This is a genomic window from Kitasatospora sp. MAP12-44 (assembly GCF_029892095.1).
Lineage (GTDB): Bacteria > Actinomycetota > Actinomycetes > Streptomycetales > Streptomycetaceae > Kitasatospora.
The window spans coordinates 2,934,406-2,956,617 of sequence record NZ_JARZAE010000004.1 but is presented as its reverse complement, the minus strand read 5'-3'; the positions used below and the strand labels follow the sequence as shown (position 1 = coordinate 2,956,617).

The 22,212-nt window shown below is 71.8% G+C and carries 17 protein-coding genes and 1 pseudogene; 15 read left to right on the top strand and 3 right to left on the bottom strand.

Annotated elements, in window-relative coordinates:
• Positions 1 to 125 precede the first annotated feature (125 nt).
• From P3T34_RS13820 to P3T34_RS13805, 4 genes are read left to right on the top strand one after another with little or no spacing between them, the layout of a single operon-like run.
• Positions 126 to 2,726 carry a sensor histidine kinase KdpD gene (locus P3T34_RS13820; protein WP_280666335.1) on the top strand — a complete coding sequence of 867 codons (2,601 nt, stop codon included), beginning with the start codon at positions 126 to 128 and terminating at the stop codon, positions 2,724 to 2,726.
• Positions 2,723 to 3,403, top strand: coding sequence for a response regulator (locus P3T34_RS13815; protein WP_035806260.1), 681 nt, complete (start codon positions 2,723 to 2,725; stop codon positions 3,401 to 3,403). The genes P3T34_RS13820 and P3T34_RS13815 overlap by 4 nt, the downstream gene beginning before the upstream one ends.
• Before the next feature lie 54 nt (positions 3,404 to 3,457).
• Positions 3,458 to 3,865: an OB-fold nucleic acid binding domain-containing protein gene (locus P3T34_RS13810; RefSeq protein ID WP_280666334.1), complete on the top strand. Its 408-nt coding sequence runs from the start codon at positions 3,458 to 3,460 to the stop codon at positions 3,863 to 3,865.
• A complete protein-coding gene (locus P3T34_RS13805) occupies positions 3,862 to 4,614 on the top strand; it encodes a DUF3159 domain-containing protein (RefSeq protein ID WP_280666333.1) in 753 nt (250 codons plus the stop codon). Before P3T34_RS13810 ends, P3T34_RS13805 begins: the two co-directional genes overlap by 4 nt.
• 55 nt (positions 4,615 to 4,669) lie before the next feature.
• Here the strand turns inward: P3T34_RS13805 and P3T34_RS13800 are convergent, their stop codons facing one another.
• On the bottom strand, positions 4,670 to 5,341 hold the full coding sequence (locus tag P3T34_RS13800) for a TrkA family potassium uptake protein (protein ID WP_280666332.1): 672 nt from the start codon (positions 5,339 to 5,341) through the stop codon (positions 4,670 to 4,672).
• Positions 5,341 to 6,006, bottom strand: coding sequence for a TrkA family potassium uptake protein (locus tag P3T34_RS13795; protein ID WP_280666331.1), 666 nt, complete (start codon positions 6,004 to 6,006; stop codon positions 5,341 to 5,343). Before P3T34_RS13795 ends, P3T34_RS13800 begins: the two co-directional genes overlap by 1 nt.
• A 646-nt stretch (positions 6,007 to 6,652) precedes the next feature.
• On the opposite strand from P3T34_RS13795, the gene P3T34_RS13790 reads away from it, so the two are divergent.
• The 7 genes and pseudogenes from P3T34_RS13790 to P3T34_RS13760 all read left to right on the top strand — a co-directional run.
• Entirely contained in the window at positions 6,653 to 7,951 is a 1,299-nt protein-coding gene (locus tag P3T34_RS13790; RefSeq protein ID WP_280672068.1) for a class I SAM-dependent RNA methyltransferase, read from the top strand.
• Positions 7,952 to 8,052: 101 nt separating this feature from the next.
• Positions 8,053 to 8,301 carry a toxin-antitoxin system HicB family antitoxin gene (locus P3T34_RS13785; RefSeq protein WP_280666330.1) on the top strand — a complete coding sequence of 83 codons (249 nt, stop codon included), beginning with the start codon at positions 8,053 to 8,055 and terminating at the stop codon, positions 8,299 to 8,301.
• A complete protein-coding gene (locus tag P3T34_RS13780) occupies positions 8,298 to 8,729 on the top strand; it encodes a fic family toxin-antitoxin system, toxin component (protein WP_280666329.1) in 432 nt (143 codons plus the stop codon). Before P3T34_RS13785 ends, P3T34_RS13780 begins: the two co-directional genes overlap by 4 nt.
• A 14-nt stretch (positions 8,730 to 8,743) precedes the next feature.
• Positions 8,744 to 9,586 carry a putative RNA methyltransferase gene (locus P3T34_RS13775; RefSeq protein ID WP_280666328.1) on the top strand — a complete coding sequence of 281 codons (843 nt, stop codon included), beginning with the start codon at positions 8,744 to 8,746 and terminating at the stop codon, positions 9,584 to 9,586.
• Positions 9,587 to 9,731: 145 nt separating this feature from the next.
• Positions 9,732 to 11,057 (top strand): ATP-binding protein, encoded by a 1,326-nt coding sequence (locus tag P3T34_RS13770; protein WP_280666327.1) that lies wholly within the window; start codon positions 9,732 to 9,734, stop codon positions 11,055 to 11,057.
• A 170-nt stretch (positions 11,058 to 11,227) separates the two neighbouring features.
• Positions 11,228 to 11,539, top strand: coding sequence for a nucleotide pyrophosphohydrolase (locus P3T34_RS13765; RefSeq protein ID WP_280672057.1), 312 nt, complete (start codon positions 11,228 to 11,230; stop codon positions 11,537 to 11,539).
• Between the two features lie 170 nt (positions 11,540 to 11,709).
• A pseudogene (locus P3T34_RS13760) lies at positions 11,710 to 12,138 on the top strand (DUF6099 family protein); the annotation flags it as partial.
• A 311-nt stretch (positions 12,139 to 12,449) separates the two neighbouring features.
• On the opposite strand, the gene dapD reads toward P3T34_RS13760, so the two are convergent.
• The gene (dapD, locus tag P3T34_RS13755; protein ID WP_280666326.1) at positions 12,450 to 13,439 is read right to left on the bottom strand and encodes a 2,3,4,5-tetrahydropyridine-2,6-dicarboxylate N-succinyltransferase; all 990 of its coding nucleotides are present in this window, start codon (positions 13,437 to 13,439) and stop codon (positions 12,450 to 12,452) included.
• A 114-nt stretch (positions 13,440 to 13,553) separates the two neighbouring features.
• Between dapD and P3T34_RS13750 the strand changes: the two genes are divergently transcribed.
• From P3T34_RS13750 to acnA, 4 genes are all read left to right on the top strand, one after another.
• On the top strand, positions 13,554 to 15,134 hold the full coding sequence (locus P3T34_RS13750) for a 3' terminal RNA ribose 2'-O-methyltransferase Hen1 (protein WP_280666325.1): 1,581 nt from the start codon (positions 13,554 to 13,556) through the stop codon (positions 15,132 to 15,134).
• Entirely contained in the window at positions 15,131 to 17,821 is a 2,691-nt protein-coding gene (locus P3T34_RS13745) for a polynucleotide kinase-phosphatase (RefSeq protein ID WP_280666324.1), read from the top strand. Before P3T34_RS13750 ends, P3T34_RS13745 begins: the two co-directional genes overlap by 4 nt.
• A gap of 190 nt (positions 17,822 to 18,011) precedes the next feature.
• The gene (argF, locus tag P3T34_RS13740; protein ID WP_280666323.1) at positions 18,012 to 19,013 is read left to right on the top strand and encodes an ornithine carbamoyltransferase; all 1,002 of its coding nucleotides are present in this window, start codon (positions 18,012 to 18,014) and stop codon (positions 19,011 to 19,013) included.
• Between the two features lie 296 nt (positions 19,014 to 19,309).
• A complete protein-coding gene (acnA, locus tag P3T34_RS13735) occupies positions 19,310 to 21,958 on the top strand; it encodes an aconitate hydratase AcnA (protein WP_280666322.1) in 2,649 nt (882 codons plus the stop codon).
• The last annotated feature ends 254 nt before the right edge of the window (positions 21,959 to 22,212 follow it).

Here is a 22,212-nt window from a genome sequence, read left to right as displayed (position 1 = left end):
GCTGCTAAATCTGCCGTCTGACCAGCCGGATCGAAGGCAGGCCGGTCGTTACCCCGTAGTCTCGACAGCGCCGAACAGGCGTCCGGGGGTGGCCCTCGGGCTGGGTTCGATCAAGAATGGGTCGCATGGCACGCGGAAGGCTGCGCATCTACCTCGGGGCAGCCCCCGGGGTCGGAAAGACGTACGCCATGCTCTGCGAGGCGCACCGGCGGCTGTCCCGCGGCACGGACGTGGTGATCGGCTTTGTCGAGCACCACGACCGGGAGCGGACCGCCGAGCTGCTGAACGGCCTGGAGGCCGTCCCGCGCCGCACCCTGGAGTACCGCGGCGCCGAGTTCACCGAGCTGGACCTGGACGCGCTGCTGGCCCGGCGCCCCGAGGTCGCCCTGGTCGACGAGCTGGCGCACACCAACATCCCCGGCTCGCGCAACGCCAAGCGCTGGCAGGACGTCGACGAGCTGCTCGCGGCCGGTATCGACGTGATCTCCGCCGTCAACATCCAGCACCTGGAGTCACTCGGCGACGTGGTCGAGGGGATCACGGGCGTGCGCCAGCTGGAGACCGTGCCGGACGACGTGGTCCGCCGGGCCGACCAGATCGAGCTGGTCGACATGTCCCCGCAGGCGCTGCGCCGCCGCCTGGCGCACGGCAACATCTACGCGCCGGAGAAGATCGACGCGGCGCTCTCCAACTACTTCCGCCCCGGCAACCTCACCGCGCTGCGCGAGCTGGCGCTGCTCTGGACGGCCGACCGGGTCGACGAGTACCTGCAGACCTACCGGGCCGAGCAGGGCATAGCCGACACCTGGCAGGCCCGCGAGCGGATCGTGGTGGGCCTGACCGGCGGCCCCGAGGGCGCCACCCTGATCCGCCGGGCGGCCCGGATCGCTGCCAAGGGCTCGGGCAGCGAGCTGCTCGCGGTGCACATCTCGCGCTCCGACGGCCTGGCGACCAGCGGTTCCCCGCAGGTGCTGATCGAGCAGCGGGCGCTGGTCGAGAGCCTGGGCGGCAGCTTCCACACCGTGCTCGGCGACGATCCCTCCCAGGCGCTGCTGGACTTCGCCCGCGGGGTCAACGCGACCCAGATCGTGCTCGGCTCCAGCCGCCGCAAGGCCTGGCAGTACATCTACGGCCCCGGCGTGGGCAGCACGGTGGCGCGCGACTCGGGCGACATCGACGTCCACATCGTCACCCACGAGCACGTCGCGCACGGACGCGGGCGGATCCCGATCCGCCGGGTCACCGACCTGGGCCGACCGCGCACCATCGCCGGCTGGCTGATCGGCGTGGTCGGACCGCTGCTGCTCAGCGCGCTGCTCACCCAGCTGCGCGGCCCGGGCCTGCCCACCGACATGCTGCTCTTCCTGTCGGTCACCGTCTGCGCGGCGCTGGTCGGCGGGCTGTTCCCGGCGATCGCCTCGGCGCTGGTGGGCTCCACCGTGCTCAACTACTACTTCACCCCGCCGATCCACACCTTCACCATCTCCGATCCGGAGAACATCCTGGCGGTGGGCATCTTCACGGGCGTCGGTGTCTCGGTGGCCACCGTGGTGGACCTGGCGGCCCGGCGCAGCCACGAGGCGGCCCGCAGCCAGGCCGAGGCGCAGGCACTGAGCGCCCTGGCGGGCACCGTGCTGCGTGGCGCGCCCGGCGGGGAGGGCGTCCTCACCGCGCTCCTGGACCAGGTGCGGGAGACCTTCCAGCAGGACTCCGTCGCCCTGTTGGAGCGCGCGGACGAGCACGCGCCCTGGCAGTGCGCCGCCGCGAGCGGCCCGCGCCCGCCGGCCCGTCCCGATGAGGCGGACGTGGACGTCCCGGTGGGCGACAACCTCGCGCTGGTGCTCGCCGGCCGGGTGCTGCCCGCCGAGGACCGCCGGCTGCTGGGCGCCTTCGCTGCCCAGGCCGCCGTGGTGCTGGAACGCCGCCGGCTGGCCAAGGAGGCCGCCGCGGCCCGCCGGCAGGCCGAGGGCAACCGGATCCGTACCGCTCTGCTCGCCGCTGTCTCGCACGACCTGCGCACCCCGCTGGCCGGCATCAAGGCGGCGGTCTCCTCGCTGCGCGCCCAGGACGTCGAGTGGGACGAGGCCGACGAGGCCGAGCTGCTGGCGGGCATCGAGGCCGGCGCCGACCGACTGGACCACCTGATCAACAACCTGCTCGACATGAGCCGCCTGCAGACCGGCACGGTCACCCCGCTGATCCACGAGGTGGACCTGGACGAGGTGGTGCCGTTCGCGCTCGGCGGGGTGCCGCTGGAGTCGGTGCGGTTGGAGGTGCCGGAGACGCTGCCGATGATCCCGGCCGACGCCGGGCTGCTGGAGCGCGCACTGGCCAACCTGATCGAGAACGCCGTGAAGTACAGCCCGCCGGGCGTGCGGGTGCTGGTCAAGGCCGATGCGCTGGAGCCGCCGAGCGGCCCCGGCCGGGTCGAGCTGCGGGTGGTCGACCGGGGGCCCGGCGTGCCGGAGGCGGCCAAGGAGAAGATCTTCGCGCCCTTCCAGCGCTACGGCGATGCGCCCCGCGGCGCCGGTGTCGGGCTCGGCCTGGCGGTGGCCCGCGGCTTCGTCGAGGCGATGGGCGGCACGCTCACCGCCGAGGACACCCCGGGCGGCGGCCTGACCATGGTGGTCAGCCTGCCCGCAGTCGAGAGACCGCCCGAACCGGTCGCGCCCGACCAGCCCCCGCTCACTCCCTCCCTCGCCCCCCGAAAGGCGGAGCACGCATGACCCGGGTCCTCGTGGTGGACGACGAACCGCAGATCGTCCGCGCGCTGGTGATCAACCTGAAGGCCCGCAAATACGAGGTGGACGCCGCGCACGACGGCGCGAGCGCTCTGGAGCTGGCCGCCGCCCGCCACCCCGACGTGGTGGTCCTCGACCTCGGCCTGCCCGACATGGACGGCGTGGAGGTGATCAAGGGTCTGCGCGGCTGGACCAGAGTGCCGATCATCGTGCTCTCCGCCCGGCACGCCTCGGACGAGAAGGTCGAGGCGCTGGACGCAGGCGCCGACGACTACGTCACCAAGCCGTTCGGCATGGACGAGCTGCTGGCCCGGATGCGCGCCGCGGTGCGGCGGGCCGAGCCGGTGGTCGGCGAGGACGACTCGCTGGTGGTCACCGAGGGCTTCACGGTCGACCTCGCCGCCAAGAAGGTCAACCGGGACGGCACCGACGTCCGGCTCACCCCGACCGAGTGGCACCTGCTGGAGGTGCTGGTGCGCAACGCCGGGCGGCTGGTCAGCCAGACCCAGCTGCTCCAGGAGGTCTGGGGTCCGGCCTACCGGACCGAGACCAACTACCTACGGGTCTACCTCGCCCAGCTGCGCCGCAAGCTGGAGGCGGACCCCTCGCACCCGCGCCACTTCATCACCGAACCGGGCATGGGATACCGCTTCGAAGCCTGAACCGGGCTTGTTCGACCACGACATCGGGAGGCTCCCAACCGGTACCCTTCCGACATGAGTGGTATCAGCAGCGAGCAGCCGCAGGGCCGCCTGCGCCGGATGTTCAGCCGGCTCACCTCCAGCCAGGAGGAACTCCAGGCCGAGGAGCTGCGCCAGACCTGCGCGGAGTCGGGTTGCACCCCGATCGCCAGCTGCGGGGACCGCGACCTGGTCACGGTGGCGGGCACCCTGCGGACCGTGACGCTCCGGCCCAGGGCCGGGGTGCCGGCCCTGGAGGCCGAGCTGTTCGACGGGACCGAGGCACTGGACGTGGTCTGGCTCGGCCGTCGCTCGATCGCGGGCATAGAGCCCGGGCGCCGCATGATCGCCAGCGGTCGCCTCAGCCACGCACGCGGGCGCCGCGTGCTGTTCAACCCTCGCTACGAACTGCGTCCGGTGGGACATGGGAGCGATCACCAGTGACCAATCCGTCCGGCGGCGATCCCGCCGCCGCTCCGCTCAGCCCTGTGCTCGTTTCGACGGACGAGCCGACCGTGGAGACCGCCGAGGAGGCCTCGGCCAGGGAGGCGGCCGCCTCCCGTGAGGCGGCCGACACGGTCATCAAGGCCTTCGGCGGCGTCCGCGGCATGATCGACATGACCCTCCCGGGTCTGGTCTTCATCCTCACCTTCAACATCACCCACCAGGTGGCCATGGCCGCCTGGGCCGCGCTGGGCCTCAGCGCGGTCTTCGTGGTGCTGCGGCTGCTGCGCCGGGAGACCGTCCAGCACGCCTTCGGCGGCGTCTTCGGCGTGGCGATCGGCGCCTACATCGCCATGAAGACCGGCAAGGCGCAGGACTTCTACCTCCCCGGCCTGCTCTACAACGTCGGCTACTGCATCGTGCTGGCGGTCTCCGCGCTGGTGCGCTGGCCGGTGATCGGGGTGACGCTCGGCCCGGTGACCGGTGAGATGTTCACCTGGCGCACCCAGAACCCGGGTCGGCTCGCCGCGTACACCAAGGCCACCTGGGCCTGGGTGGTGATCATGGGCATCAAGCCGGTGATCCTCTTCCCGCTGTACTTCACCGGCAATGTCAACCTGCTGGGCTGGTTGAAGGTCGCGCTGGGCATCCCGCCGATGCTGCTGGCGATGTACGTGACCTGGCGGATCCTGCTCACCGCACCGCCGCCGATCAAGGCGGAGGAGCCCGCGGAGGACTCCGCGTCGTAACACCGCAGGGCCCGTACCCCAACCGGGGGGTACGGGCCCTGCGCCGTTGCCGGGGCTACTGGGCGCCGGAGCCTGCCGAGAGCAGGTCCTCCAGCTCCTCCTCGCGCTCCTGGGCGGCGACGAAGAGCAGCTCGTCGCCGCCCTCCAGGGTGTCGTCCTTGCCCGGCACCAGCACGCGGCCGCCCCGGATGATGGACACCAGCGCCGTGTCGGTCGGCCAGTCGACGTCGCCGACCCGGGTACCGACCAGCTCGGTGTCCGAGGTGAGCGTCAGCTCGACGAGGTTGGCGTTGCCCTGGCTGAAGCGCATCAGCCGGACCAGGTCGCCGACACTGACCGCCTCCTCCACCAGCGCGGACATCAGCCGCGGGGTGGAGACCGCCACGTCGACGCCCCAGGACTCATTGAAGAGCCACTCGTTCTTCGGGTTGTTCACCCGGGCGACCACCCGCGGCACGCCGTACTCGGTCTTCGCCAGCAGCGAGACCACCAGGTTGACCTTGTCGTCACCGGTGGCCGCGATCACCACGTGGCAGCGCTGCAGCGCCGCCTCGTCCAGCGAGGTGATCTCGCAGGCGTCGGCCAGCAGCCACTCCGCCATCGGGACCCGCTCCACCGAGATGGAGTTCGGGTTCTTGTCCACGAGCAGCACCTCGTGGCCGTTCTCCAGCAGCTCGGCGGCGATCGACCGGCCGACCGCCCCTGCTCCCGCAATTGCCACGCGCATCAGTGACCCTCCTCCGGGCCCTTGGCGAACGCGGTCTCGACCGTCGCCAGATCCGCCCGGCGCAGCATCACCTGCACCAGATCGCCTTCCTGCAGCACCATCTGCGGTGTCGGCAGCACACCCTCGCCCAGCCGGGTGACGAAGGCCACCCTCGCCCCGGAGGCCTCTTCCAGCTCGGCGATCCGGTGGCCGGTCCACGACGCGGCGAACGGCACCTCGGCGAGCTGGACACTCCCGGTCGGATCCTGCCAGAGCGGCTCCGTGCCGCTGGGCAGCAGCCGGCGCAGCATCTGGTCGGCCGTCCAGCGGACGGTGGCCACCGTGGGGATGCCCAGACGCTGGTAGACCTCGGCGCGGCGCGGGTCGTAGATCCGGGCCGCGACGTGCTCGACGCCGAAGTTCTCCCTGGCCACCCGGGCCGCGATGATGTTCGAGTTGTCGCCGCTGCTGACGGCGGCGAAGGCGCCGGCCTGCTCGATGCCGGCCTCCCGCAGGGTGTCCTGGTCGAAACCGACCCCGGTCACCCGCCGGCCGTTGAAACCCGCGCCGAGTCGGCGGAAGGCGGTCGGGTCCTGATCCACTACGGCCACCGAGTGGCCCTGCTTCTCCAGTGCTCTGGCGAGGGCGGAACCCACCCGGCCGCAGCCCATGATGACGATGTGCATGGGGTCGCTACCTCACCCGATCCGTTGGGGCCTTGACCTGCACAGACACCGTTCATCATCCTTCCGTGCCCCCGCGGGGTGGGGGTCCTTCGCACCGCCACTGGCCGGCGGCGACTCGGCAACTGGAGTGTTGCCCGCAAGCCCATCATCCGACACGCTGGCGGGACTTTCGAACGCGGGCCCGATCGCGTGCCCGGTCGGTCGTTGAGCTGTCCGACGCAGCGATCCCCGGCCCGGCACGGTACCGTCGGGGTTCTGTCGAGAATGCCGCCGAAGCCAGCAAGGACGCCACTTCGTGAGTCGCAACACCCCGCCCCGCCCGTCAGGCAAGTCCGGACAGCCCCGTAAGGGGGGCGGCAAGGGAGCGTCGACCGGCAAGGTCGGGCAGGTCGCCCGGCCGCGCTGGTCGAACAAGCCCGCCCGCCCGGCCGCCACCGACCGGGACGGCCTGACCGCCGAGACCGCCCCGGTGGTCCCCGCCGAGCCGACGCCCGCCGCGCGGCCCGCGGCCCAGCCGCGCACCCCGCGCGAGCCCCGTACGCCGCGCGAGCCGCGCGCCCCGCGCACGCCCCGCAACCAGGGCGACGCGCCGCGCACCGCGCGTCCCACCCGCGCCGCCGCGCCCAAGGGACCGGGCGGCGAGCCGCTGGTCGGCGAGCGGTACGAGATCGAGGTCGGCGCCGTCGCGCACGGCGGCGGGCACTGCGTGGCGCGGCACGAGGGCCGGGTGCTCTTCGTCCGCCACGCGCTGCCGGGCGAGCGGGTGATCGCCCAGGTCACCGAGGGCACCACCAAGTCCCGCTTCCTGCGCGCGGACGCCGTGGAGATCCTGGAGGCGGCCAAGGACCGGATCGAGCCGCCCTGCCCCTTCTCCGGCCCGGGCAAGTGCGGCGGCTGCGACTGGCAGCACGTCAGCCCCGGCGGGCAGCGCAAGCTCAAGGTGGCGGTGCTCACCGAGCAGCTGGCCAAGCTGGGCGGCCTCACCCCCGCCGAGGCGGGCTGGGACGGCACCGTCGAGCCGGTCGGCGGCAAGCTGCCGCCCGGCGAGGTGCCCGCCTGGCGCACCCGGGTGCAGTACACGGTGGATGCCGAGAGCGGCGAGGTCGGCCTGCGCAAGCACCGCTCGCACGACGTCCAGATCATCGACCGCTGCCTGATCGCCGCCCCCGGCGTGACCGAGCTCGGCATCGAGTCGCGCGACTGGACCGGCCTCGGCTCGGTCGAGGTGATCGCCGCCAGCGGCTCCTCGGACCGCCAGCTGGTGCTGCGCCCGCTGCCGGGTGAGCAGCTGCCGCTGGTCGAGCTGGACAAGCCGGTCTCGATCTCCCGGGTCGACGAGCAGGACCTCTTCCACCGGGTGCACGGCCGCAACTTCGTGCGGGAGCGGGCGGCCGGGCGCACCTGGCGGGTCAGCAACGGCGGCTTCTGGCAGATCCACCCCGAGGCCCCGGACACCCTGGTGAACGCGGTGCTCGACGGGCTCGACCCGCAGTACGGCGAGAACGCGCTCGACCTGTACTGCGGCGTCGGCCTGTTCGCCGGCGCGCTGGCCGACCGGGTGGGGGAGGAGGGCGCGGTGCTCGGCATCGAGTCCTCCAAGCAGGCCGTCCAGGACGCCAAGCACAACCTGGCGGAGCTGGAGAACGTACAGATCGAGTGCGACCGGGTGGAGTCCCTGCTGCCGCGCACCGGCATCACCTCCACCGACCTGGTCGTCCTGGACCCGCCGCGTGCGGGCGCCGGGCGCGAGACGGTGGCCCACCTGGCAGCGCTCTCGGCGCGCCGGATCGCCTACGTCGCCTGCGACCCGGCCGCGCTCGCCCGTGACCTGGCCTTCTTCCGCGAGGGCGGCTACCGTCCGGTCTCGCTGCGGGCCTTCGACCTGTTCCCGATGACCCACCACTTCGAGTGCGTGGCCATCCTGGAGCCGATCGCGGCAAGCTGATCCTCGGCGGTCGATGGGGCGTGCGGACCTGGTTCGCGCGCCCCATTTGCATGCTGCGCGCGCTCTTGTCGTGCTAGCACATCGGCGCTAGCTTCGAGTGCATGGGTAAGAAGCAGCTCAACGTGCGGGTGGACGCCACCACCGCTGAGATGGCCCGTGAACGGGCGGAGCAGCAGGGGATCAGCATGAACCAGTACATCGAGAGACTCGTACAACAGGACATGGGTGAGGCCGGGCTGCGCTTCGTCGACGCGGCGGCCCAGTTCATGAAGGAGTTCGAGGGCGAGTTCCTCGCGGAGTTCGGCGAGGGCGCCGCCGCGGCCGACAGCCGGCAGGGCGGGCGTCGTTGAAGCTGGAGGTCGACCTCTCCTGGCTGCTCATGACCGCTGAGCAGTACACCCCGGGTGACCCGCAGGTCGTCGACTACGGCTCGCTGCTCGCCGCGGTGGCACGTCATCAGGCGGAGATCTTCGACATCGCGGTCTACCCCGAGCCGCAGGACCGGGCCGCCGCCCTGATCCACCAGCTGATCCGGGTGCCGGCCCTGGAGCGGACCAACGAGCTCTTCGCCACCGCCGTCGCGTACGCCTACCTGGTGGCCAGCGGCTGCAGCATCGCCACCACCGCCCGCGAGGTGCGCAGCCTCGCGCGGGCCATCCGGGAGGGGAAGCTCGGCGTCGACGGTGTCGCCGAGCGGCTGAACGGGTGGGTGGTGGACGAGGCGGCGGAGGAGGGCGTCACCGGCGAGGACGGCGAGGACGACTCCGAGGCGGAGTGACTTAGGGTAGGGCGGTGCTCCGGGACATCGAGCGGTACCTGACCTGCCCCCACTGCGGCCTGGGCCTCGCCCTCGACGTGGACGGGCGCGGCCTGCGCTGCGCCGGGGGGCACGTCTTCGACGTCGCCAAGCAGGGGTACGTGAGCCTGCTGCCCGGGGACGCGCACACCGGTACCGGTGACACCGCCGACATGGTGACGGCCCGCGCGGAGTTCCTCGCGGCGGGCCACTACCGGCCGATCGCGGACGCGCTCGCCGCCGCTGCCGCTCTTGCTGCCGGTACTGGTACGGACGGACTGGTCGCCGACCTCGGGGCCGGCACCGGCTACTACCTCGCGCACGTCCTCGACGCGCTGCCGCAGGCCTGCGGGGCGGCCCTGGACATCTCCAAGTTCGCGCTGCGCCGCGCGGCCCGGCTGCATGAGCGGCTCGGCGCGGTGGTGTGCGACGCCTGGCGCCCGCTGCCGCTCGCGGACGGCTGCGCGGACCTGGTGCTGAATGTCTTCGCGCCTCGCAACGGACCGGAGATCCGGCGGGTGCTGCGTCCCGGCGGCAGTCTGCTGCTGGTCTCGCCCACCTCACGCCACCTGCGCGAGCTGGTCGGCGCGCTCGGGCTGCTGTCGGTGGACGAGGACAAGGAGCGGCGGATCGACGAGAAGCTCAGCCCCTGGCTGGAGCTGGTGGAGCGGACCGAGCTGGAGTTCCCGCTGCGGCTCTCGCACGCGGACGCCGCCGCGGTGGTGGGCATGGGGCCGAACGCCTGGCACACCGATGCGGCGCGGATCGCCGCCGGGCTGGCGGCGCTGCCCGAACCGGTGGCGGTGACGGGGTCGGTGCAGCTCGCGGTCTACCGCTGAGCTCTGAGGCCGCGTCGGTGCGTCGGTACGTTGCCGCGTCGGAAGTCGCTCTGCCCGACTTCTGCGGTGATCGGAGCTCCTCGTTGGGATGAATCGCCGCCGCAGGCACGTTTCTGCAGGTCGGAGCGTCAGTAGCGTCGTAGCGGTGACCAGTGAAGTCGTCCCAGCCTCCGTCCTCGCCTCCGTGCCCGCCGCAGCGCCGGTGCCCGTGCTCCGGCCGACGGCCCGTCCCACCGTCGAGGAGGTGCGGCTCACCTCGTTCAAGTCCTATCGCCGCGCCACCCTCCCGCTCTCGCCGCTGACCGTGCTGCACGGGCCGTCCGGCGTCGGCAAGTCGAACGCCCTGGACGCCGTCGCCGTGCTCTCCCGGCTGGCCCTCGGCGAGGAGATCGGGCCGTCCCTGGACGGCATCGGCGGAGCGTCCGGCCCGCTGGCGGCGGCGGTCCGCGGCGGCCTGCTGGGCTGCGTACCGCACGGCCGCAACGCGATCATCCTGGGCTGCAGCGTGCGCTCCAGCGCCGGGCCGATCCGGCTGGAACTGGTGATCCGCACCGACGGACGGGTGCGGGTGGCCCGTGAGTGCCTGACCCTGGACGGCCGGACCCTGGTGGAGACCGGGGAGCAGGACGTCGGCAACGGGCGGATCAACGTCACCTGGCACAACGACACACGGCAGGGCGATATCCGGGCACCGTTTCCCAGCAGCAGTCTGATCGTCACTCAGATCCCGCTCCGGGTGGCCGGTTCCTCGCCCGGCGAGCGGATGGTCCTGTCCGCCAGCGAACACCTGCTCACCGCACTGCGCGAGATCTTCCCGGTGCACCCCGTGCCCGCGCTGATGCGCGGCTGGGTCCGGCCGGACGCCGAGGCCCGGCTGCTGCCCTCGGCGGCGAACATCTCGGCCGTGCTGGCCCGGCTGCAGGGCGAGTGCACCCGCCGGTACGGGCGGCTGCTCAAGGCGGTGCAGGCGGCCGCCCCGCACCCGCTGCTGGGGCTGGACGTGGCCCGGCGCGGTACGGCGGCGCAGGAACGGCTGCTCGCGGTCTTCGACGAGGGCGTCCTCGGCCGGACCGGGGCCGACCAGGCCTCGGACGGGATGCTGCGGCTGCTCGCCTTCGCGGCCGTGCTGCTGACCGGCGCTGCGGTGCTGGACCTCGACGCCGCGGTGGAGGTGCCGTGGGCCCACCGCCAGCTCACGGTGCTCGCGGAGGACCTCGGCGCCGGGCTGGCGGCCGAGCAGACGGCCTCGGTGCTGCGACTGGCGCTGGAGATGTGCGACAAGGAGCACGTCCGGCTGCTGGCGGCGCTGCAGGACGCCGCGGCGGCCCGGCAACTCGCCGGAGTGGAGCTGGTGGAGTGCCGGCGCGACCCGCGCAGCGGGCACAGCGTGCTGCGCCCGGAGAGTGCGTGTGTGCCGGCTCAGGGGACTCGCGGCTCCGCGGCGGTAGATGCGGTAGACCTGGAACGGTGACCGAGCACTTCATTCACCAGCCCGTCCAGCAGCCCGACTGCCAGCCCGTCCAACAAGCCGGTGATCAACAAGTCCATCAACCGGCCGACCGGCCTGTCGACCAGCCCACCCGGCACTCCGAGCCGGTTGCGGGGTCGGTCGCCGAGCCGACCGCCGAGCCGACTGCCGATCTGGGCGCGCTCAGCCGGCGGCTGGCGGAGTTCGCCGCGGTCCGGCGCTGGGAGCCGTTCCACACCCCGAAGAACCTGGCCGCGGCGCTCAGCGTGGAGGCCGGTGAGCTGCTGGAGATCTTCCAGTGGCTTACCCCGGAGCAGGCCGCCGCGGTGATGGACGAGCCGGGCAGCGCGCACCGGGTCCGCGACGAGGTGGCCGACGTGCTGGCGTATCTGCTGCAGTTCTGCACCGCGGTCGGGGTGGATCCGCTGGCGGCGCTCTCGGAGAAGATCGACCGCAATGAGCTGCGTTTTCCGCCGCCGAACTGATAAGCCCGCTGGCTTATCGGCCGTGTGGGGGACGGTGGTTGTCCACAGTGGGCTGGTTGTCCACAGCTTTTTGAACGGGGGCTGTGCGAAGCGGGATCCGCGCGCACTCTCGTCTCCTGACGGACCGATCGTCGGTCGGTCAGGGGACGAGAGCGAAGGGGGCGCGGATCATGGACGCGCTGCGATTGATCAAGACTTCCCGCCATGCGCTGGCCGAGACCAGGAGCATCCCGGACGTCCTGCAAGAGGCCTGGCAGGCCGCCATGCTCACCGAGGCGCTGGCCGGGCGACTCGATGAGCATCCGGTGGCGGAGGTGGCCGCGATCGCCCACCTGCTGGCCGAGGCCGGCGCGCACGCGGCCGGCTGCCTGGAGGTGCCGACCGACCACCCCGGGCCGGAGGACTGGGCACCGGCCGGTCGGGCCGCCCGGCTGAGCGAGGTCGGCGAGTTCGGGCCGGCCTTGCAGGAGCTCCGGCAGCTGGTCAACGAGGCGTCCGAGGCGCTGATCGTCGTCGCCTGCGGGGCCGAGACGGAGAGCGTCTACTGGCAGTGCATCGACGGGGTGGACGCCAACGTGGAATGCCGGGACTTGCTGGTCGAGCTGCTCCGGGTGCTGGGCCGACTCGATCTGGGGCAGGAGCCGCCGGCTACCGCTGATCAGCCGCAGCCGGGGCCCGAGGAGTCGCCGCTCAAGCGGGCTCCGATGCTCCTGCTCCCGCTGGATCCGCCGCCACCGGTACGGCGCTACCAGGAGCCGGAGTTGGAGTTCGAGTCGGAGCTCGAGCCGCAATCGGAGCCCGAACGGGCGCCCGAGGCGGCGCCCGACCCCACGGCGAACCCCGACCGCGCGAGGTGCACGACCGGGGTTCGGGGAGACAGCCGGAGCGGCTGTCAGGAGTTCATCGGAGGTCAGTTGTGTGCGTGCAGCTCCGCATTCAGTCCGCCCCAGGAGCCGGACCGGGCGATCACCTCGACCGCGCCGGACTGCGAGTTCCGACGGAACAGCAGGTTGTCCTGGCCGGAGAGCTCGACCGCCTTGGCGATCTTGCCGTCCGGCAGCGTCACCCGGGTGCCCGCGGTGACGTAGAGGCCGGCCTCGACGACGCAGTCGCTGCCCAGCGAGATGCCGATGCCCGCGTTGGCGCCCAGCAGGCAGCGCTCACCGACCGACACGACCTGCTTGCCGCCACCGGACAGCGTCCCCATGATCGAGGATCCGCCGCCGATGTCGCTGTGGTCGCCGACCACGACGCCCGCACTGATCCGGCCCTCCACCATGGAGGTGCCCAGCGTGCCGGCGTTGAAGTTGACGAAGCCCTCGTGCATCACGGTGGTGCCCACGGCGAGGTGGGCACCCAGGCGCACCCGGTCGGCGTGCGCGATGCGCACACCCGACGGCGCGACGTAGTCGGTCATCCGCGGGAACTTGTCGATCCCGTAGACGGCCAGCTGGCCGCCTTCGGCGCGGACGGCCAGTCGGGCCTGCTCGACCAGGTCCACCGGCACCGGGCCGATGCTGGTCCAGGCGACGTTGGCCAGCAGGCCGAACAGGCCGTCCAGGCTCTGGCCGTGCGGCTTGACCAGCCGGTGGCTCAGCAGGTGCAGGCGCAGGTAGGCGTCATGGGCGTCGAGCGGCTTGTCGTCGAGCGAGGCGATGGTGGTGCGCACCGCCACCACCTCGACGCCGCGGCGGGCGTCGGAGCGCAGGGCGCCGGTGGCGCCCGCGCCGAGCTCGGCCTCGGCCTGCTCGGCGGTCAGCCGGACGGTGCCGGCCGGGCCCGGTTCGGCGACCAGGGCGGGAGCGGGGTACCAGGTGTCGAGGACAGTGCCGTCGGCAGCGATGGTCGCCAGACCTGCGGCGACGGCGCCACGTGCGAGGGTGGTGGATTCAGCAGTCACATCGAGCACGGTAACGAATTCTCGCCGCGGCTGCCGAACCCGCCCAGCGGGCGGACTGCCGTGCCCCGACAAAACCATGTGCCCTGGTGGCGGGCCGCGACGATACTCAGCAGGGTGTTCATCTCGATCTCCACCACCGGCACGGCCGAACGTCCGGCCACAGACCTGGGCTACTTGCTGCACAAGCACCCGGGTAAGGCGCAGTGCTTCAGTACCTCGCACGGTACGGCGCACGTCTTCTACCCCGAGGCGAGCGACGGCGTCTGCACGGCTGCGCTGCTGCTGGACATCGACCCCATCGCTCTGGTCCGGCGCGGCCAGGGCAAGGGGCGCGGCTCCTCCACCGCGCCGTCCGGCGCGGCAGCGCTCGGCCAGTACGTCAACGACCGCCCCTACGCCGCCTCCTCGCTGCTCGCGGTGGCACTGCGGACGGTCTTCCGGACGGCCATGAAGGGCGTCTGCGAGCTGCGGCCCGGCCTGGCTGAGCAGGCCCGGCCGCTGCGCATCGCGCTGCCGGCCGTCGCGACCGGTGGCGACGGGCGCGGGTCGGACGAGCGGTCGCTGGTCAACCGGCTGTTCGAGCCGCTCGGTTGGGCCGTCGTGGCCCAGCCCGTCGCGCTGGACGAGGCCTTTCCGGCCTGGGGCGACTCGCGGTACGTCCGCCTCGAACTGGCCGGCACCCTGCGGTTGGCCGACGCGCTGCAGCAGCTCTATGTGCTGCTCCCGGTGCTGGACGGGTCCAAGCACTACTGGGTCGCACCCGACGAGGTCGACAAGCTGCTCGACGCGGGGGAGGGCTGGCTGGCGGACCACCCGGAGCGCACGCTGATCATCCGTCGTTACCTGCACCGGCGCTGGTCGCTGGCGAACGAGGCGGTGCGCCGTCTGGAGCTGGCCCGCCTCGCCGAGACGGACGGTCAGGAGCCGGAGGAGCTCGACAACGCGGTGCAGGAGCCCGCGGCGGTCGGTCCGGAGGAGTCCGGTCCTGCCCCGGACGCCTCAGCCGAAGCCTCTCCCGAAGGCTCTGCCGAAACCAAGCCGAGGTCGCTCGCCCTCCAGCGGCGCGAGGCGATCCTCGACGCCCTGCGCGAGGCCGGCGCCACTCGGGTGCTCGATCTCGGCTGCGGGCAGGGCGAGTTGGTCGGATCCCTGCTGAAGGATCCGCGCTTCACCGACATCCTCGGGGTGGACGTCTCCTCCAGCGCGCTCTCGACCGCGGCCCGCAAGCTGCGGCTGGACCGGCTCTCCGAGCGGCAGGCGGCCCGGGTGAAGCTCGTCCAGGGCGCGCTGACGTACACCGACGCACGACTCAAGGGCTATGACGCCGCGGTGCTCTGCGAGGTAATCGAGCACCTGGACCTGCCCAGACTCCCGGCGCTCGAACACGCCGTGCTGGGCGCGGCCCGGCCCTCGACGGTGATCGTCACCACGCCCAACGCCGAGTACAACGTCCGCTGGGAGAGCCTCCCGGCGGGTCATGTCCGGCATGCCGACCACCGCTTCGAGTGGGACCGCTCGCAGTTCCGCGCGTGGGCGCAGCGGGTGGCCGCGCAGTACGGATACACCGTCAGCCTCCGGCCCGTGGGTCCGGAGGATCCGGAGGTCGGCCCGCCCACCCAGCTCGCCCTGTTCCAGCTCGGCGTTCCCGCCGAGACCGCCCCGACCACCACTCCCGAAGGGAGCGTGACCCGATGACCGACGAGACCCTGGCCACCCCGCCCGCTCCCACCCCGACCGCTTCAGTACCGCCCGCCTCGGCCGCCGCGCCGCGCCGGCTCCCGGTCACCGACCTGTCGCTGGTCGTCCTGATCGGCACCAGCGGTTCGGGCAAGTCCAGCTTCGCCCGCAAGCACTTCGCTCCGACCCAGGTCATCTCCTCCGACTACTGCCGAGGCCTGGTCTCGGACGACGAGAACGACCAGTCCGCGTCCGCCGCCGCCTTCGAGCTGCTCCACTACATCGTCGGCAAGCGGCTCGCTGCCGGCCGGCTCACCGTGGTGGACGCCACCAACGTCCAGCCCGAGTCGCGCAAGCAGCTGGTCAAGATCGCCCGGGAGCACGACGTGCTGCCGATCGCGATCGTCCTGGACGTGCCGCCGGGCGTCTGCGCCGAGCGCAACCGCTCGCGTCCCGACCGGGACATGGGCGCGCATGTGATCCCCCGCCAGCACCGCGAGCTGCGCCGCTCGCTGGGCAGCCTGGAGCGCGAGGGCTTCCGCAAGGTGCACCACCTGCGCGGCGAGCAGGAGGTGGAGAGCGCCGAGATCGTCACCGAGAAGCGTTGGAACGACCTGCGCCATCTCACCGGTCCGTTCGACATCATCGGCGACATCCACGGCTGCCGCTCCGAGCTGGAGACCCTGCTGCTGCGCCTGGGCTACACGCTCACCCGGGACGAGCAGCGCCGCCCGGTGGACGCCGTCCACCCCGCGGGCCGCACGGCCGTCTTCGTCGGCGACCTGGTCGACCGCGGCCCGGACACCCCGGGCGTGCTGCGCCTGGTGATGGGCATGGTGGCGGCGGGCCACGCGATCTGCGTCCCGGGCAACCACGAGAACAAGCTCGGCCGGGCCATGGGCGGTCGACAGGTCACCGTCTCGCACGGGCTCAAGGAGTCCCTTGAGCAGCTGGCCGACGAGCCGGAGGAGTTCCGTGTCGCGGTCCGCGCCTTTATGCGCGACCTGGTCAGCCACTACCTGCTCGACGGCGGCAACCTGGTGGTCTGCCACGCCGGCCTGCCGGAGAAGTACCACGGCCGCAACTCCGGCCGGGTCCGCTCGCACGCGCTCTACGGCGACACCACCGGCGAGACCGACGAGTACGGCCTCCCGGTGCGCTACCCGTGGGCCGAGGAGTACCGGGGCAAGGCGCTGGTGGTCTACGGCCACACCCCCGTCCCGACGGCCAGCTTCCTCAACAACACCATCTGCCTGGACACCGGCTGCGTCTTCGGCGGCTCGCTCACCGCGCTGCGCTACCCGGAGCGCGAGCTGGTCGGCGTCCCGGCCGAGCAGGAGTGGTACACGCCGGTACGCCCGATGGCCTCCGATGCCCCGGGCGCGCGGGAGGGTCGTCCGCTGGACCTCGCCGACGTGGCGGGACGCCGGGTGGTCGAGACGTCCCTGCACGGACGGGTCTCCATCCGCGAGGAGAACGCGGCGGCCGCGCTGGAGGTGATGAGCCGCTTCGCGCTGGATCCGCGGCTGCTCCCGTACCTGCCGCCGACCATGGCCCCGAGCGCCACCTCCCGTCGCGAGGGCTACCTCGAACACCCGGAGGAGGCCTTCTTCGCCTACCGCGCGGACGGTGTCCGCGAGGTGGTCTGCGAGGAGAAGCACATGGGCTCGCGCGCCGTGGTGCTGGTGGCCAGGCAGCCGGGTGGGCTGGAGCGGCGCTTCGGCATCGAGTCCTCCGGCGCGATCTGGACCAGGACGGGCCGCGCCTTCCTCGGCGACCAGGAGCTGACCGACGCGATCCTCGACCGCCTGCGCACGGCGGCCGAGCAGGCCGGCCTCTTCGAGGAGCTGGCCACCGACTGGCTGCTGCTGGACGCCGAGTTGCTGCCCTGGTCGCTCAAGGCGATGGATCTGCTGCGGCGCCAGTACGCCTCGGTCGGCGCCGCCGCTCGTACGGCGCTGCCCGAGGTGCTGTCGGCGCTCGGTCGCGCGATGGAGCGCGGGATCGACGGGCTGGCCGAGCTGACGGAGCGCCACCGCCTGCGGGCGGCGGACGCGACGGCGTTCACCGAGGCCTACCGGCGGTACTGCTGGCCCACCGAGGGGCTCACCGGGATCCGGCTGGCGCCGTTCCAGGTGCTGGCCGCCGAGGGAGCCAACCTGGCGGGGCGTCCGCACGGCGAGCACCTCGCGTGGATCGACCGGCTGGTCGCCGCCGACGCGAGCCCCGCTGCGGGCTCCAAGGCCGGCACTGACGCCGGCGCCACCGGCCCCGCCCAGGAGCCGCTGCTGCGCTCCACCGGGCGGCTGCTGGTCGACACCGAGGACGAGGCCTCCATCGCCGAGGGCATCGCCTGGTGGGAGCGGCTGACCGAGGCCGGCGGCGAGGGCATGGTGGTCAAGCCGCTGGCCTCGCTGGTCCGCGGCACCGCGGGCCAGGGCCGCCCGGGCGGCCTGATCCAGCCGGGGCTGAAGGTGCGCGGTCGCGAGTACCTGCGGATCATCTACGGCCCCGACTACACCCGCCACCTCGACCAGTTGCGGCAGCGTTCGCTGGGCCACAAGCGCTCGCTCGCCCTGCGCGAGTACGCGCTCGGCCTGGAGGCGCTGGACCGCCTGGCGGCCGGCGAGCCGCTCTGGCGGGTGCACGAGCCGGTCTTCGCCGTCCTGGCGCTGGAGTCCGAGCCGGTGGATCCACGGCTGTAGCGGGGAGGACGGGCCTCTGGCGGGCAGGTCGGTCGCCAGAGGCCCGTCCTATCCCACTCCTGCATACAAATTCGGAGTATCGTATACACTTCCCTCGCATGGCGTACTCCGTGGCGCCGTGTCCAGCGTCCCTGCCCCGGGCGCAGCCGTCCGCGTCCGGCCCGACGCGCCGTCACCCCAGGAGCCCGGCATGGCCTCGAACCTCCGGAACAGGCACTTCCTCAAGGAGCTCGATTTCACGGCGCAGGAGTTCCACCTCCTGCTCGACCTCGCCGCCCAGCTGAAGGCCGCCAAGTTCGCGGGCACCGAGCAGCCCCGACTGCGCGGCAAGAACATCGCCCTGATCTTCGAGAAGACCTCGACCCGCACGCGCTGCGCCTTCGAGGTGGCCGCCCACGACCAGGGCGCCTTCACCACCTACCTGGACCCGGCCGGCTCGCAGATCGGCCACAAGGAGTCGATCAAGGACTCGGCCCGGGTGCTCGGGCGGATGTTCGACGGCATCCAGTACCGGGGGCACGGTCAGGAGCTGATCGAGGAGCTGGCCGAGTTCGCGGGCGTTCCGGTCTGGAACGGCCTGACCGACGAGTGGCACCCGACCCAGATGCTGGCCGACCTGCTCACCGTCCGCGAGCACTCGACCAAGCCGCTGGCCGAGATCTCGCTCGCCTACCTGGGCGACGCCCGCAACAACATGGGCAACTCCCTGCTGGTCACCGGCGCCCTGCTCGGCCTGGACATCCGGATCGTGGCCCCCGAGCAGCTCTGGCCGGCCGCCGAGGTCCGGGCCGCCGCCGAGCAGCTGGCCAAGGCGAGCGGCGCGCGGATCACCCTCACCGAGGACGTCGCCGCGGGCGTGGCGGGTGCGGACTTCCTCTACACCGATGTCTGGGTCTCGATGGGGGAGCCCAAGGAGGTCTGGGTCGAGCGCATCGAGCTGCTCAAGGCCTATCAGGTCTCGATGGACACCGTCCGGGCCACCGGCAACCCGGCCGTCAAGTTCCTGCACTGCCTGCCGGCCTTCCACGACCTGGGCACCGTGCTCGGCCGCCAGCTCTTCGAGATGACCGGGATGTCCGAGCTGGAGTGCACCGACGAGCTCTTCGAGTCGGCGCACTCGATCGTCTTCGACCAGGCGGAGAACCGCCTGCACACCATCAAGGCGGTCCTGGTCGCGACCCTGGGCTCCTGACCACTTACCCTTCAACCCGCCCGGGCCCCCGCGTGAATCCCCGCGGGGCCCGGGCGGTTTCGTATGTGCGGGGGCCCTTTCGCGCGGCTGCCGACCAGGGGGTGGAATGGGTGGGGAGCACGGACGCGCCAGGGGGTGCCTGAGGTCACCCTGGGGCGACCCATGCACTATGGTTTATCTCGACATCGAGATAACTCCACGCTATGATTTATCTCGATATCAAGATACTTCCGTGTGGTCCCCCAGCGAACCCCACGTCCAGCCGTACCGCACGAAGCACCTAGAAGGAGTCAGTCGTGTCCGCGAACAGCTTCGACGCCCGCAGCTCGCTGCAGGTGGGCGACGAGTCGTACGAGATCTTCAAGCTCTCCGCCGTCGAGGGTTCCGAGCGGCTGCCGTACAGCCTCAAGGTGCTTCTGGAGAACCTGCTCCGCACCGAGGACGGCGCGAACATCACCGCCGACCACATCCGTGCCCTGGGCAACTGGGACCAGAACGCCGAGCCGAGCCAGGAGATCCAGTTCACGCCGGCCCGCGTGATCATGCAGGACTTCACCGGCGTGCCCTGCGTCGTCGACCTCGCCACCATGCGTGAGGCCGTCAAGGAGCTGGGCGGCGACCCGGCGAAGATCAACCCGCTGGCCCCGGCCGAGCTGGTCATCGACCACTCGGTCATCGCCGACAAGTTCGGCACCAAGGACGCGTTCACCCAGAACGTCGAGATCGAGTACGGCCGCAACAAGGAGCGCTACCAGTTCCTGCGCTGGGGCCAGACCGCGTTCGACGAGTTCAAGGTCGTCCCCCCGGGCACCGGCATCGTCCACCAGGTGAACATCGAGCACCTGGCCCGCACCATCATGGTCCGCGGCGGCCAGGCGTACCCCGACACCTGCGTCGGCACCGACTCGCACACCACCATGGTCAACGGCCTTGGCGTGCTGGGCTGGGGCGTCGGCGGCATCGAGGCCGAGGCGGCCATGCTCGGCCAGCCGGTCTCCATGCTGATCCCGCGCGTGGTCGGCTTCAAGCTCAACGGCCAGCTCCCGGCCGGCGCCACCGCCACCGACCTGGTGCTCACCATCACCGAGATGCTGCGCAAGCACGGTGTGGTCGGCAAGTTCGTCGAGTTCTACGGCGCCGGCGTCACCGCCATCCCGCTGGCCAACCGCGCCACCATCGGCAACATGTCGCCGGAGTTCGGCTCGACCTGTGCGATCTTCCCGATCGACGACGAGACCCTGCACTACCTCCGGCTCACCGGCCGCAGCGAGGCCCAGCTCGCGCTGGTCGAGGCGTACGCCAAGGAGCAGGGCCTGTGGCACGACCCGTCGGTCGAGCCGGTCTACTCCGAGTACCTGGAGCTGGACCTCTCCACCGTCGTGCCGTCCATCGCCGGCCCGAAGCGCCCGCAGGACCGCGTGATCCTGGCCGAGGCCGCTGCGAAGTTCGCCGAGGTGCTGCCCTCGTACGCCGCCCAGGCGTCGAAGCCGACCGCGGTCACCGCGCCTGACGGCACGTCGTACGAGATCGACAACGGCGCGGTCGTGATCGCCTCGATCACCTCCTGCACCAACACCTCCAACCCCTCCGTCATGCTGGGCGCCGCCCTGCTGGCGAAGAAGGCCGTGGAGAAGGGCCTGCACGTCAAGCCCTGGGTCAAGACCACCCTGGCCCCCGGGTCCAAGGTCGTCATGGGCTACTACGAGAAGGCCGGCCTCGTCCCCTACATGGAGAAGCTCGGCTTCAACCTGGTGGGCTACGGCTGCGTGACCTGCATCGGCAACTCGGGCCCGCTGCCCGAGGAGGTCTCCGCCGCGGTCAACGAGGCCGACCTCGCCGTGGTCTCGGTGCTCTCCGGCAACCGCAACTTCGAGGGCCGGATCAACCCGGACGTCAAGATGAACTACCTGGCCTCCCCGCCGCTGGTGGTCGCCTACGCCCTGGCCGGCAACATGAACATCGACATCACCCGGGACGCCCTGGGCACCGACACCGAGGGCAAGCCGGTCTACCTCGCGGACATCTGGCCGTCCGAGCAGGAGGTCGCCGAGGTCGTCGCGAGCTCGATCGACCAGGAGATGTTCACCAAGGACTACGCGGACGTCTTCGCCGGTGACCACCGCTGGCAGTCGCTGCCGATCCCGACCGGCAACACCTTCGAGTGGGACGCCGAGTCCACCTACGTCCGCAAGCCCCCGTACTTCGAGGGCATGACGATGGAGACCACCCCGGTCACCGACATCGCCGGCGCCCGCGTGCTGGCCAAGCTCGGCGACTCGGTCACCACCGACCACATCTCCCCGGCCGGCAACATCAAGGCCGGTACGCCCGCCGCTCAGTACCTCACCGAGCACGGCGTGGAGAAGCGCGACTTCAACTCGTACGGCTCGCGCCGTGGCAACCACGAGGTGATGATCCGCGGCACCTTCGCCAACATCCGCCTGCGCAACCAGATCGCGCCGGGCACCGAGGGCGGCTACACCCGCGACTTCACCCAGCCGGACGCGCCGGTGTCGTTCATCTACGACGCCGCGCAGAACTACCAGGCCGCCGGCACCCCGCTGGTGATCCTGGCCGGCAAGGAGTACGGCTCGGGCTCGTCCCGCGACTGGGCTGCCAAGGGCACCGCGCTGCTGGGCGTCAAGGCCGTCATCGCCGAGTCCTACGAGCGCATCCACCGCTCGAACCTGATCGGCATGGGCGTTCTGCCGCTGCAGTTCCCCGAGGGCCAGACGGCCGACTCGCTGGGCCTGACCGGCGAGGAGACCTTCGCGATCTCCGGCGTCGTCGCGCTCAACGACGGTGGCATCCCGCAGACCGTCAAGGTCACCGCCGGCGGCGTGGAGTTCGACGCCAAGGTGCGCATCGACACCCCCGGCGAGGCGGACTACTACCGCAACGGCGGCATCCTGCAGTACGTGCTGCGCAGCCTGATCAACGGCTGACCCCACGAAGCACCGCGACGGGCCGTACCCCTCACTGAGGGGTGCGGCCCGTCCGCATGTCCGCCCGATGTCGGCCCTCGCTCCGATTGCGCGAAGGTGCACATTTCTATGGCCAACCGTGCAACGCGGCGTTAGATTCTGGTGGCCGACGCGCAGAGCCCTGAAACAGGCAGGCTTCCTGCGCATTGCACATGCTGCACCGCCGACAACGCTTTGACCCCTGCGAGGCGTTACCGACGGGGAGACTATTGCCG

What these genes read in the sequence shown, in the direction of transcription:
- P3T34_RS13820 (WP_280666335.1), top strand. Translation starts at nt 126, where the DNA reads ATGGCACGCGGAAGGCTGCGCATCTACCTCGGGGCAGCCCCCGGGGTC.
- P3T34_RS13815 (WP_035806260.1), top strand. Translation starts at nt 2,723, where the DNA reads ATGACCCGGGTCCTCGTGGTGGACGACGAACCGCAGATCGTCCGCGCG.
- P3T34_RS13810 (WP_280666334.1), top strand. Translation starts at nt 3,458, where the DNA reads ATGAGTGGTATCAGCAGCGAGCAGCCGCAGGGCCGCCTGCGCCGGATG.
- P3T34_RS13800 (WP_280666332.1), bottom strand. Translation starts at nt 5,341, where the DNA reads ATGCGCGTGGCAATTGCGGGAGCAGGGGCGGTCGGCCGGTCGATCGCC.
- P3T34_RS13795 (WP_280666331.1), bottom strand. Translation starts at nt 6,006, where the DNA reads ATGCACATCGTCATCATGGGCTGCGGCCGGGTGGGTTCCGCCCTCGCC.
- P3T34_RS13785 (WP_280666330.1), top strand. Translation starts at nt 8,053, where the DNA reads ATGGGTAAGAAGCAGCTCAACGTGCGGGTGGACGCCACCACCGCTGAG.
- P3T34_RS13745 (WP_280666324.1), top strand. Translation starts at nt 15,131, where the DNA reads ATGACCGACGAGACCCTGGCCACCCCGCCCGCTCCCACCCCGACCGCT.
- argF (WP_280666323.1), top strand. Translation starts at nt 18,012, where the DNA reads ATGGCCTCGAACCTCCGGAACAGGCACTTCCTCAAGGAGCTCGATTTC.